The sequence below is a fragment of the Cronobacter dublinensis subsp. dublinensis LMG 23823 genome (assembly GCF_001277235.1).
Classification (GTDB): Bacteria; Pseudomonadota; Gammaproteobacteria; order Enterobacterales; family Enterobacteriaceae; genus Cronobacter; species Cronobacter dublinensis.
The window spans coordinates 1,554,733-1,567,633 of the sequence record NZ_CP012266.1 but is presented as its reverse complement, the minus strand read 5'-3'; the positions used below and the strand labels follow the sequence as shown (position 1 = coordinate 1,567,633).

Annotated in this window: 8 protein-coding genes; 4 read left to right on the top strand and 4 right to left on the bottom strand. The window is 60.2% G+C overall.

From position 1 onward, the window contains the following. Positions 1-6 precede the first annotated feature (6 nt). From rarA to lrp, 4 genes are all read right to left on the bottom strand, one after another. The gene (rarA, locus tag AFK67_RS07165; RefSeq protein ID WP_007730230.1) at positions 7-1,350 is read right to left on the bottom strand and encodes a replication-associated recombination protein RarA; all 1,344 of its coding nucleotides are present in this window, start codon (positions 1,348-1,350) and stop codon (positions 7-9) included. An 8-nt stretch (positions 1,351-1,358) separates the two neighbouring features. Next, positions 1,359-1,973 (bottom strand): outer membrane lipoprotein periplasmic chaperone LolA, encoded by a 615-nt coding sequence (gene lolA, locus AFK67_RS07160; protein WP_007730228.1) that lies wholly within the window; start codon positions 1,971-1,973, stop codon positions 1,359-1,361. A gap of 188 nt (positions 1,974-2,161) precedes the next feature. After that, positions 2,162-6,310 carry a DNA translocase FtsK gene (gene ftsK, locus AFK67_RS07155; RefSeq protein WP_007730224.1) on the bottom strand — a complete coding sequence of 1,383 codons (4,149 nt, stop codon included), beginning with the start codon at positions 6,308-6,310 and terminating at the stop codon, positions 2,162-2,164. 119 nt (positions 6,311-6,429) lie between these two features. Beyond that, the gene (gene lrp, locus AFK67_RS07150) at positions 6,430-6,924 is read right to left on the bottom strand and encodes a leucine-responsive transcriptional regulator Lrp (protein ID WP_000228469.1); all 495 of its coding nucleotides are present in this window, start codon (positions 6,922-6,924) and stop codon (positions 6,430-6,432) included. A gap of 469 nt (positions 6,925-7,393) precedes the next feature. Between lrp and trxB the strand changes: the two genes are divergently transcribed. The 4 genes from trxB to aat all read left to right on the top strand — a co-directional run bounded on the left by trxB (position 7,394) and on the right by aat (position 12,720). Further along, positions 7,394-8,362, top strand: a complete 969-nt coding sequence (trxB, locus tag AFK67_RS07145) for a thioredoxin-disulfide reductase (RefSeq protein WP_007730222.1) — start codon at positions 7,394-7,396, stop codon at positions 8,360-8,362. Between the two features lie 115 nt (positions 8,363-8,477). After that, a complete protein-coding gene (gene cydD / locus AFK67_RS07140; protein WP_032967583.1) occupies positions 8,478-10,244 on the top strand; it encodes a heme ABC transporter permease/ATP-binding protein CydD in 1,767 nt (588 codons plus the stop codon). Continuing rightward, the gene (gene cydC, locus AFK67_RS07135; protein WP_007730218.1) at positions 10,245-11,978 is read left to right on the top strand and encodes a heme ABC transporter ATP-binding protein/permease CydC; all 1,734 of its coding nucleotides are present in this window, start codon (positions 10,245-10,247) and stop codon (positions 11,976-11,978) included. Positions 11,979-12,015: 37 nt separating this feature from the next. Further along, positions 12,016-12,720 carry a leucyl/phenylalanyl-tRNA--protein transferase gene (gene aat, locus AFK67_RS07130; protein WP_007730216.1) on the top strand — a complete coding sequence of 235 codons (705 nt, stop codon included), beginning with the start codon at positions 12,016-12,018 and terminating at the stop codon, positions 12,718-12,720. Positions 12,721-12,901 lie beyond the last annotated feature (181 nt).

The window sequence follows — 12,901 nt, the reverse complement described above, 5'->3', positions numbered from 1 at the left end:
ATCGCATTAGCGGTAGCGTTTTGTGGGGCTTTTCTGATCCTGTTCAGCAAGCCAGGCTAGCTTTTCGCCAATCTTGCCTTCAAGACCTCTGTTGGTGGGATGATAGTAACGTGTTTGTGCCATTTCCGACGGGAAATAGTCTTCGCCAGCCGCGTAGGCGTTGGGTTCATCGTGCGCGTAACGATACTCCTGACCATAGCCCATCTCTTTCATCAGCTTCGTCGGCGCGTTGCGCAGATGTTCCGGCACGTCATAATCCGGGCGCTCGCGAGCATCTCTTAGCGCCGCTTTGAAGGCGGTGTAAACCGCATTACTTTTCGGCGCGCAGGCGAGATAGACAATGGCCTGGGCAATCGCCCTTTCGCCTTCTGCGGGCCCGACGCGCGTAAAGCAATCCCATGCGGAGATAGCGACCTGCATCGCCCGCGGGTCGGCGTTGCCGACATCTTCCGACGCGATAGCCAGGCAGCGGCGCGCGACATACAGCGGATCGCCGCCCGCGCTGATGATACGCGCATACCAGTAAAGGGCGGCGTCCGGCGCGGAGCCGCGCACCGATTTATGCAGCGCCGAAATCAGATCGTAAAAGCGGTCGCCTTTATTATCAAAGCGCGCGCTGCGCTCTCCCGCAATTTCTGTCAGTAGTTCAGGCTTCAGCACCCGCTTGCCGCTGTCGTCCGTTGGCGCCATATCCGCCATCATCTCAAGCGTATTGAGCGCACGGCGCGCGTCGCCGTTGACCAGCTCCGCGATGGCAAGCCGGGTTTCATCCGGCAGAACGATATCCTGCCCGCCGTAGCCGCGCTCACGATCGGTCATCGCCTGCGTCAGCACCTGTTCGATATCTGCAACCGTCAGCGATTTCAACAGATAGACGCGGGCGCGGGACAGCAGCGCCGAGTTCAGCTCGAACGACGGGTTTTCCGTGGTCGCGCCGATAAACGTAATCGTGCCGTCTTCGATATGCGGTAGAAAGGCGTCCTGCTGGCTTTTATTGAAGCGATGCACTTCATCGACAAACAGAATGGTGCGGCGGCCCGCGTTGCGGTTTTGCCGCGCGCGTTCAATAGCCTCACGAATTTCTTTCACGCCGGACGTCACTGCCGAGATGCGCTCTACATCAGCATTGGCGTAGCGCCCAATGACTTCTGCAAGCGTGGTTTTACCGGTGCCCGGGGGGCCCCAGAGGATCATGGAGTGGAGATGCCCGGCCTCGATGGCGCGGGGCAGCGGCTTACCGGGTGCCAGCAGATGCTGCTGCCCGATATACTGCGCCAGATTTTCTGGCCGCATACGCGCGGCCAGAGGCTGAAAGGTGTTATCGGAAAAATCGAGCGAAAGATTGCCCACCCGTACCTCTACTTATTACGCTGGTCGTCCACCGTTACGCCCTGCGGCGGCGTAAAGGTAAATTTGCTCATATCCACGGTGCCATTCTGCTGTGATTTGAGCTGATAGCTGCTGCGCTGATCGTCCTGCTCGACGGCGCTGAACTGGTTGATGGTGCCATCGCGGCTCACATTAATAGTGAACTGCTTCAGGTTGCCGCTGCTTGCTTTCGGCGTCAGCACGAAGTCGTCGCCATTCTGTTTGATGTTGTACTGCTGCCAGTCGCTGCTCTGGTTACGCGCGATCAGCATAAACGGCGTGTTACTGGTGGCATCTTTCAGCCAGGTGGCGCTCGCCTGCTCAACAAACGGATTATAAAACCACAGCGTCTTGCCGTCGGAGATCAGTACGCTCTCATCCGGCTGAGTCATGTGCCAGTTGAACAGGTTCGGGCGTTTTACCCAAAGATCGCCCTGGCCTTCCTGTACGGCAGCGCCGCTGCCATCGGTCACTTTCTGGGTGAAGCTGGCGTGGAAGCTGCTGACTTTATCAAGGCGGCTTTTCAAATCGCCTGCGGCGTCCGCCCATACGGACGAGACGGCAAACGCGGAAAGCAAAGCACAGGTAACGGCGATTTTTTTCATTGTTATCCCTCAGAATACGACCGACCCCGGTACGGGATCGCTTACTGTCCTTTACTGTAGCCACAAGGCTGCGGTTTTCGACAGAAGAAAAACCTGATTTTTTGGCAATTTACCCATCTTTTCAGAATCATGATGAGCGTGACGCCCTGCGCGTGCTGCCTCATGACGCACGCGCAGGGGAAGATCGGTTACTCGAATGGCGGCGGCGCCAGCACTTCGCGGTTGCCGTTATGGCCCTGCTCGCTGACGATACCCTGCATTTCCATCTGTTCAATAATACGCGCCGCGCGGTTATAGCCGATACGGAACTGACGCTGTACGCCGGAAATCGACGCTTTACGTTTTTCCACGACAAACGCGACCGCCTGATCGAACAGCGGATCGAGCTCTTCGCCACCGTCAAAGCCGCCACCGCCGCCCTCACTTTCGCTGTCAGAGGTAATGCCTTCGACGTATTGCGGGCGACCGCGCGCTTTCCAGTCCTGGACGACGGCATGCACCTCTTCATCACGCACAAAGGCGCCATGAACGCGAACCGGCGTGGTGGAGTTCGGCCCTGAATAGAGCATATCCCCCATTCCAAGCAGCGATTCCGCGCCGCCCTGATCGAGGATGGTACGCGAGTCGATTTTACTGGAGACCGTAAAGGCGATACGTGTCGGGATGTTGGCTTTAATCAGGCCGGTAATCACATCCACGGACGGACGCTGGGTCGCGAGCACCAGGTGGATGCCTGCCGCACGCGCTTTCTGCGCCAGACGCGCGATAAGCTCTTCGACTTTTTTACCCACCGTCATCATCAGGTCAGCGAACTCATCCACCAGCACGACAATATACGGCAGCTTTTTCAGCACCGGATGGGTAGCGTCCATGCTGTCGCCCGGTTTCCAGTACGGATCCGGGATTGGCCGCCCCATGCGTTCGGCTTCGGCGATTTTTTCGTTATAGCCCGCGAGATTACGTACGCCCAGCGCCGACATCAGCTTGTAGCGTTTTTCCATCTCGTTCACGCTCCAGCGCAGGGCGTTGGCGGCGTCTTTCATGTCGGTGACCACTTCGGTCAGAAGATGCGGAATGCCCTCATAAACCGAGAGCTCCAGCATTTTCGGGTCGATCATGATGAATTTCACGTCGTCAGGCGTCGCTTTATAGAGCATGCTCAGGATCATGGCGTTAACACCCACCGATTTACCGGAACCGGTCGTACCGGCCACCAGCAGGTGTGGCATTTTCGCAAGATCGGCCACCACCGGTTCGCCTGCGATATCTTTACCGAGCACCACGCTCAGCGGCGACGGGTTATCACGGAATTTCGCGCAGTCGAGCACTTCACGCAGGTAGACGGTCTGGCGCTTTTTGTTCGGCAGCTCAAGGCCGACATACGGCTTGCCGGGGATAACTTCCACGACACGCACCGCGACGGTGGAGAGTGAACGCGCCAGGTCGCGCGACAGGTTGGAAATTCGCGCGGCTTTGACGCCCGGCGCGAGGTTCAGCTCAAAGCGCGTGATGACCGGGCCTGGCGAATAGTTCACCACATCAGCCTTGATGCGGAAATCCGCCAGACGCGCTTCGACGAGCCGCGCCATCTGCTGAAGCGCGAAGCTGTCTACCGGTTCGACTTCCGCTGGCGGCGACGTCAGCAGATCAAGCGACGGCAGCGGCGTGGACGGTTTATGCATCGGCAGTTCATCGCCGTTGCGCATCAGCAGCGGATGGATCAGACTCTCGCGCGGCGCGGCGGCCGGTGGTTGATGCGACGGCGCGGCCTGTTGCTGAGGCTGATAACCCTGTGCAGGCATGGCTGGCTGTGCAGGCGCCTGATACGCAGCAGGCTGCGGCGCGTATTGCTGGGGCGCTTGCGGTTGCGGCGTATAACTTTGAGGCTGCGCATGACTTTGCGCAGGCGTAGCAGGCTGCGGCGGCGCGGCGTGCGTTTGCGGAGGCTGATAGTGTTGCGGCGCCTGGCGATACGGTTCGGGTTCGACAGGCTCTGGCATAAACAGCGGCTCGCTCGGGCCGTCATTGACCAGCGCTTTCATCGGTGAAAGCGCAACGTCGTCCGGCAGGAACGGCGCGGCACCTGACGGCTGCGGCGCGGCGTAGCGCTGCTGCTGCGTGGCCGCGAACTGACGCGCCAGCTCCGCATGCTCCGCGGCTTCTTCCTCTTCCGGGCTCATTTCCGCCTGGTACTCTTCACCGTAGCGTTGCTGCTGCGAAGCGGCAAACTGACGCGCCAGCTCATCCTGGTACATCGCATCGGCTTCTTCATCAGAAACGCCCTGCTGCTGTTGCGCCATACGACGCTCCGCCTCTTCGCGGGCACGCTCTTCCGCCATCCGCTGGGACGGCAGTTTAATGCCGTAAGACGCCAGTTCGCGACGGGTCGGTACGCGAACGCGATTCGGGCGCGGCAGCTGCGGGCCAATGCCCTCTTTAACCTGCGGACGCGGCGCTTCGCCAGCGACCGGCGTAAAAGCGGCTGCGGTTTGCGACGCGGCAGAAACCGTCTGCGTCGCGGCGTGAACGGCGGCGGCGGCGGCAGTCGCCTGCGCGGCGGCGTTCAGACCAGACGCGGCAGCGCCTGCGATATCAGACGCCGGTAATGACGGCGCGGCAGGCGCAGGGTGCGGCGCGCGCGCGGGCTCTTCTTTGCGAGCAAGCTCCTCCGGATCCGGGATCGGCTGATACCAGGCGGCCAGCTGTTCGCGCTCGCGAGCGCGCTGCGCTTCGACTTCTTCAAAATGATAGAGCGGCGGACGCGCGGGTTTGACGTCTTCCGGCGGCGCAACTGGCTCCGGCTCGTACACCGGCGCGGTGTCCTGCACAGGCGCATAGGGTTGCGGCGCGGCGTAAGTTTCCTGCGCCGCCTGGGCATACATTTCCGGCGCAGCGGTATAAGGTTCTGGCGCAGGCGCATACGGCGCGGTGTGCGGAGCATAAGGCTCGTGCGCCGATGGTGCCTGCTGAGACGTCAGCGGGTGCGGTTGCTGCGCCGGATACGGCTGAGCCTGCACCGGTTGCTGCGGCTGCGCAGGCTGATAAGCCGGCTGCGCTGGTTGATAAGGCTGTTGCACCGGCTGACCTGGCGACTGCGCAGACGCATGCGGCTGCGGCGCGCTCGTCTGTGCGGGCTGCCAGTAAATCTCTTCCTGCGGCGCCTGCGAGACCGGCGGCGCGTAGTAATCTGGCTCTGGCGCGATGCCCGGATGAGCGTGCGGCGCGGAAGGCGCCGCGTGCCACTCTATCTCTGGTGCAACGTCCGGTGCCTGAACGCTTACGGTATCTGATGGCATCGCGGTCTGCGCGTCGGCCCAGACCGGCGCAACCGGGGTGGCAGCCGCCGCGACGGCGGCCGGATCGGCGATAGAGTGGCCGTTCAGCAGCGGATCGTTTTCATCGTAAAACGCATCCGGCTCGGTCACTTTATGGCCCGAGAATAATACGTCGTCAGCATCCGCAGGGGTGCCGCGCACGCTGTATTGCACCTCGTCGGCGTCATCCATCCGTTTGCCCGAGAAGAGCGCGGCATCGGTTTTACGCGCAACAGGGTTGCTGAATTTATCTGCCAGCCGCTGGCGGCGGGCTAAAGCACCACGAAGAATACGCGCGCGACGAGACTCCCTTTTCGCGGGTGCCTGCTCGTATTCATCCTCTTCATCATCGTCGTGCGCTTCATCGTCTTCGTAGTCGTCTTCATCCTGCCAGGTGTCGTCCCGACGGGTACGGTTGCTGGCGAACGTTAGCACGGTCAGCACGAAACTGCCGATTTTCTCTGCGATGCTGACCCATGACCAGCCGGTGAACAGCGTGAGGCCCGCCGCCCAGACGCAGAGCAGCGCGATGGTGCCACCGCTGCTGTTAAGCATAGGCTGTAGCGCGGTGCTGAGCAGGCTGCCGATCACCCCGCCGGAGGCGAAGTACCAGATGTCGTCGGCGTTGATCGCCGCGAGTCCGCAGGAGGTGAGGATCAGCGCCAGCACGCCGATAAGGCGCAGCGCCACAGCGAAATAGTCGATGTAATCGTCATTGCCGCGCTGACGCCAGGCAAACCAGCAGCCGCCGACCATGATCACGGGAATGGTGTAAGCCATCACGCCGAAAATGAAAAACAGCGTATCCGCCAGCCACGCGCCAGGCGTACCGCCCAGGTTATGGATAGGCTCATGCCAGGCCGTTTGCGACCAGCTGGGATCAGAAGGGTTAAAGCTTAACAGGGCGGCCATCAGCCAGACGGCAAACAGCACGACGAGGATCAGCAGCGCCTCGAGCAGTCGGCGCCCGCTGCTTAATTTAGTGAGTGTGACTTCTTTGTCTTCGGTGTATTCCTGGCTCAAGACAGGCTCTCCAGGTCCATGAGGTAAAACGGACAGCAGTGGCGAGAAACCCCGCCACTGCTGCTGTATGGATTAACAGGAGTGTAATCAAACTACGCCCGGTTTGCACCTGTTCTGTGTTAGCGGGTCTTAATGACCAGACGATTACTCTGCTTGACTTCTTCCATGACGACGTAAGTACGGGTGTCGTTGACGCCCGGCAGTCGCAGCAGGGTTTCGCCCAGAAGCTTACGATAAGCGGACATATCCGGCACGCGGGTTTTCAACAGGTAGTCGAAATCACCGGAAACCAGATGGCACTCCTGAATTTCTTCCAGCTTTTGCACAGCAGCATTAAACTGCTCAAATACATCCGGTGCGCCACGATTCAGAGTAATCTCAACAAAAACCAGAAGTGAGGCATCCAGATAATGCGGGTTCAGCAGAGCCGTATAGCCCTGAATAAAACCCTGTCGTTCCAGACGACGAACGCGCTCAAGGCACGGCGTCGGGGAAAGACCCACTCTTTTTGAAAGCTCGACGTTAGAAATACGCCCATCCTTTTGCAGCTCATTAAGAATGTTACGATCGATACGGTCGAGATCTTTGCCAGGGCGCTTCTTGCTATCTACCATTATTATTGTCTCTCTGTATTCCTTCCCTACACCTGCCATTACCCATTGCACTTCACTGTTCAGGGTGTCAGTTAGAAGACCGTTGCCCGCTGGCAGCTATCGATATTACGCATGGCGTCTGTCCACGCCATGCGTGAATTTCAATAGCCCGGAATTTGGCACAAGCTTGCGCCAGAATGCGCTACAACCAAAGCCAACACTTTTTTCTTCCTCGAATGTTTTCGCAAAAGCGCAGGGGATTGTCAAAGCAAAACATCGATTTTTAGTAGAACGTGCCAGAGAGTGGTAACGACCAGCGATTATCCCTCATTTTATTGCCTTATCCGCCGCGCTTTTTAATCAGTAAAAATAATGGCGCTATTGGCTAAAGCTATTGCATGAATCGTTAACAAAATTGCCACACTCTTTTTTTACCCCGGCAAATTCCCTACAATCCAGCCCATTGTCTGCCAACAACAATGAGGATCTCATGGGCACGGCTAAACACAGTAAGCTGTTAATTCTTGGCTCCGGCCCGGCGGGATACACCGCTGCGGTCTACGCGGCACGCGCTAACCTGAAGCCGGTTCTGATTACCGGGATGGAAAAAGGCGGTCAGTTGACGACCACGACCGAAGTGGAAAACTGGCCGGGCGACCCGCACGATTTGACCGGTCCGCTGTTGATGGAACGCATGCACGAGCATGCCGCGAAGTTTGAAACAGAAATCCTGTTCGACCATATCAACAAGGTCGATCTGCAAAACCGTCCGTTCCGTCTTATTGGCGACAGCGGCGAATACACCTGCGATGCGCTGATTATCGCGACTGGCGCGTCCGCGCGTTACCTGGGCCTGCCGTCGGAAGAAGCCTACAAAGGCCGCGGCGTTTCTGCCTGCGCGACCTGCGACGGTTTCTTCTACCGCAACCAGAAAGTCGCGGTCATCGGCGGCGGCAACACCGCCGTGGAAGAAGCGCTGTATCTGGCGAACATCGCCTCTGAAGTGCATCTGATCCACCGTCGCGACACCTTCCGCGCCGAGAAGATCCTCGTCAAACGTCTGATGGATAAAGTGGAAAGCGGCAACATCGTGCTGCACACCCACCGCACGCTGGAAGAAGTCACCGGCGATCAGATGGGCGTGAGCGGTCTGCGTCTGCGCGACACGCTGAACCCGGACAACGTCGAGACGCTGGAGGTTGCGGGTCTGTTTGTCGCGATAGGCCACAGCCCGAACACCGCTATTTTTGATGGTCAGCTTGAGCTTGAGAACGGCTACATCAAAGTGCAGTCCGGCATCCACGGCAACGCTACCCAAACCAGCATCCCTGGCGTGTTCGCCGCAGGCGACGTTATGGACCATATCTACCGTCAGGCGATCACCTCCGCCGGCACCGGCTGTATGGCCGCGCTGGACGCAGAGCGTTACCTGGACGGTCTCGCTGAAAAGCACAGCTAATTCCACGATTTAAACAAGGCGACGAATCAGTCGCCTTTCTTTTATCCCCGTTGTAACATTGCCTGCTCTCTCGCCTTGCGGCGAGCACTCTGGATTTTACTGCTCAGTGCATGCAATGAATAAAACCCGTCAACAAGAACTGACCCGCTGGCTTAAACAGCAAAGCGTTATCTCCCGCCGCTGGCTCAGCCTGTCGCGCCTGCTCGGCGTAGTGAGCGGTCTGCTTATCGTCGCGCAGGCCTGGCTGCTGGCCGACCTTCTGCATGACATGATAATTAAAGCCATCCCGCGCGAGGCGCTCTTGCTGCCGTTTGTGCTGCTGATTCTGGTCTTTGTGCTGCGCGCCTGGATTGTCTGGCTGCGCGAAAAAGTCGGCTTCCACGCCGGGCAGCATATTCGCGCGCGCATTCGCCAGCAGGTGATGAACCGGTTGCAGGAGGCGGGCCCCGCCTGGATCCAGGGTAAACCCGCCGGCAGCTGGGCGACGCTTATCCTTGAGCAGATTGACGATATGCATGATTTCTATGCCCGCTACCTGCCGCAGATGGCGCTGGCGGCGAGCGTGCCGCTGCTGATCGTGCTCGCGATTTTTCCTTATAACTGGGCAGCAGCGCTGATCCTCCTTGGCACTGCCCCGCTGATCCCACTCTTTATGGCGATGGTCGGCATGGGCGCCGCCGACGCCAACCGCCGCAATTTCCAGGCGCTGGCGCGCCTTAGCGGCAACTTCCTTGACCGCCTGCGCGGCATGGAAACCCTGCGTCTTTTCCATCGCGGCGCGGCGGAGACCGACAACATCCGCGCGGCGTCGCAGGATTTCCGCCAGCGCACGATGGAAGTGCTGCGCCTCGCGTTTCTCTCCTCCGGCGTGCTGGAATTTTTCACCTCGCTGTCTATCGCGCTGGTGGCGGTCTACTTCGGCTTTTCTTATCTGGGCGAGCTGAATTTCGGCCATTACGGCACCGGCGTGACGCTCTTCGCGGGTTTCCTGGCGCTGATCCTCGCACCGGAATTCTTCCAGCCGCTGCGCGACCTCGGCACCTTTTATCACGCCAAAGCGCAGGCGATTGGCGCGGCCGACAGCCTGAAAACCTTCCTTGAAACCCCGATTCAGCACGCCGAAAAAGGTACGCTGGAGCTCTCCGGCTGCGAGCCCATCACGCTTGACGCGCAGGGGCTGACGATCCTCTCGCCGCAGGGCAAACGCCTCGCCGGGCCGCTCAACTTCACGCTGCCTGCGGGCAAACGCGTGGCGCTGGTCGGGCAAAGCGGCGCGGGCAAGAGTTCGCTACTGAATCTGCTGGCCGGTTTTCTGCCGTATGAAGGCTCTCTGCGCGTTAATGGCGTTGAGTTGCGCGAGCTGGAGCCGCAGAGCTGGCGTCGCGAGCTTTGCTGGGTGGGGCAAAACCCGCAATTACCTGCGCAAACGCTAAAAGAGAATGTGTTACTGGGCGACCCGGACGCCAGCGACGCGCAGCTGCAGGCGGCGCTCGATAAAGCCTGGGTGAGCGAATTTCTGCCGCTGCTGGCGCAGGGCGTGGATACGCCCATCGGCGATCAGTCTTCCGGGCTGTCCGTCGGTCAGGCGCAGCGCGTGGCCGTCGCCCGCGCGCTTCTCTCGCCATGCCGTCTGCTGCTGCTGGATGAGCCGTCGGCAAGCCTTGACGCGGGCAGCGAGCAGCGCGTCATGCAGGCGCTGGAAGCGGCGTCGCTTTCACAGACGACGCTCATGGTCACGCACCAGATTGATGATATCGCCGACTGGGATGAGGTCTGGGTGATGCGCGATGGCCGCATCGTGGAGCGCGGCGACGTCGCGACGCTCAGCGCCGCCGATGGCTATTTCGCCGCACTGCTGGCGCACCGTCAGGAGGAGATTTAAATGCGCGCGTTGTTACCTTATCTGGCGCTCTATAAACGCCACAAATGGCTGCTGTCGCTCGGCGTCGTGCTGGCTATCGTGACGCTGCTCGCCAGCATTGGCCTGCTGACGCTCTCGGGCTGGTTCCTGTCCGCCTCGGCGGTGGTCGGCATGGCCGGGCTTTACAGCTTCAACTATATGCTGCCGGCCGCGGGCGTGCGCGGTGCGGCGATTATTCGCACGGCCGGGCGCTACTTTGAGCGCCTGGTCAGCCACGAAGGCACGTTCCGCGTGCTGGAACATTTACGCATTCACACCTTCAGCCGCCTGCTGCCGCTCTCGCCATCCGGGCTGGCGCGTTTTCGTCAGGGCGAACTGCTGAACCGCCTGGTGGCGGATGTCGACACGCTGGATCACCTTTATCTGCGCGTGATATCGCCGCTTATCGGCGCGCTGGCCGTTATCGTGGTGGTCACGCTGGGTCTGAGCGTGCTGGATATCACGCTGGCGCTGACGCTTGGCGGGATCATGCTGGCGACGCTGTTGCTGCTCCCTCCCCTCTTCTATCGCGCCGGTCGTCCGGTGGGCGAAGCGCTGACGGTGCTTCGCGCCAGCTATCGCCAGCAATTGACGAGCTGGCTGCAGGGCCAGGCGGAACTGTCGATTTTCGGCGCCGCCGGGCGCTATCGCGATAATCTTGATGCCACCGAACAGGCCTGGCATGAGGCGCAACGTCGCCAGACTGGCCTGACGGCGCTTTCACAGGCGATGATGACGCTGATAAGCGGCATGACGGTCGTTCTCATTCTGTGGATGGCCGCCGGCGGCGTCGGCGGCAACAGCGCGCCCGGCTCGCTGATTGCGCTGTTTGTCTTCTGCGCGCTGGCGGCCTTTGAAGCGCTGGCGCCGGTCGGCGGTGCGTTCCAGCACCTGGGCCAGGTCATCGCCTCCGCCCGTCGCGTCAGCGACGTGATTGAGCAGCCGGCTGACATTACCTTCGAGCAACCGGGCGTTGATGCGCCGCGCGAGGCGTCGCTTGCGCTGCGCGACGTGAGCTTTAGCTACCCAGGCCAGCCACAGCCTGCGCTGCGTGATATCACGCTTGATGTCGCGCCGGGCGAGCATATTGTCATTCTCGGGCGCACCGGCTGCGGTAAATCGACGCTGCTGCAACTGTTAACCCGCGCCTGGGACCCAACTTCTGGCGACGTGACGCTGGGCGGCGTTGCCATCTCGTCTTATCACGAAGCGGCCCTGCGCGCGACCATGAGCGTCGTGCCGCAGCGCGTGCATCTCTTTAGCGCCACGCTTCGCGATAACCTGCGCCTCGCCGCGCCGGATGCCGATGACGCCGCCCTTAGCGCCATACTCACACGCACAGGGCTCGAAAAACTGCTGGAAGATGAAGGTCTGAACGCCTGGCTTGGCGAAGGCGGACGCCAGCTTTCCGGCGGCGAGCTGCGTCGTCTCGGCATCGCCCGCGCCTTGCTGCACGATGCGCCCATGCTGCTGCTGGATGAACCGACGGAAGGGCTGGATGCCGAAACCGAACGGCAGATCCTCGCGCTGGTCCGGGAGGTCGCCGCACATAAAACGCTGCTGATGGTCACGCACCGCCTGCAGGGCCTGACGGCGTTCGATCGCATTATTGTCATGGACAACGGACAGATTATTGAGCAAGGTAGTCACGCAGAATTACTGGCGCAACAGGGACGTTATTATCAGTTTCGTCAGCGAACAGTACACTATCATTGATTGATGTTTGACTATGTTGTCAGGGAGCGCCGTTGTGATGCGTCTGGTGCAGCTTTCTCGTCATTCGATTGCTTTCCCCTCACCTGAGGGGGCGTTACGTGAACCCAACGGCTTACTGGCATTAGGCGGCGATCTCAGCCCGGCGCGCCTGATGATGGCCTATCAACAGGGCATTTTTCCGTGGTTTTCACCGGGCGACCCGATTTTATGGTGGTCGCCGGATCCACGCGCCGTGCTCTGGCCCGGGCGGCTCCACATCAGCCGCAGCATGAAGCGCTTTCACCGCCGATCGCCCTATCGCGTTACGCTGAATCACGCCTTTAACGCCGTTATCCAGGGCTGCGCCAGCGACCGTGATGACGGCACCTGGATTACCAATGACGTCGTTATCGCCTGGCAGCGCCTGCACGAACTGGGTCATGCGCACTCGGTAGAAGTCTGGCAGGACGATCAGCTGGTCGGCGGAATGTACGGCGTGGCGCAGGGCACGCTATTTTGCGGCGAATCGATGTTCAGCCGCAGCGAGAACGCCTCGAAAACCGCGCTGGTGGTGTTTTGCAATTATTTTATGGCCCAGGGCGGCAGGCTTATCGACTGTCAGGTGCTGAATCCGCATACCGCGTCGCTCGGCGCGATTGAGATCCCGCGCCGCGATTATCTGCAACACCTGGCCGAGCTTCGCCAGCTCGCGCTTGAAGAACGGTGCTGGGTGCCGCACACCCTTTTTACACCCGCAGGATAACAGAATGTTTTCGGCACATTTTTTGTCAGGGTGTTATACTTACGCACGCAGAAAATGACTGCCATTACCCTGCCGCCGTTTTGGGACCCTCCGTTAACGCAACGCTTTGGATCTCACGCTCCCCGTTACGCTTGCGCTGCCCGCGCGGTTTTGTCGTGGGGGCAGAAAGGCGCAGCGGTAC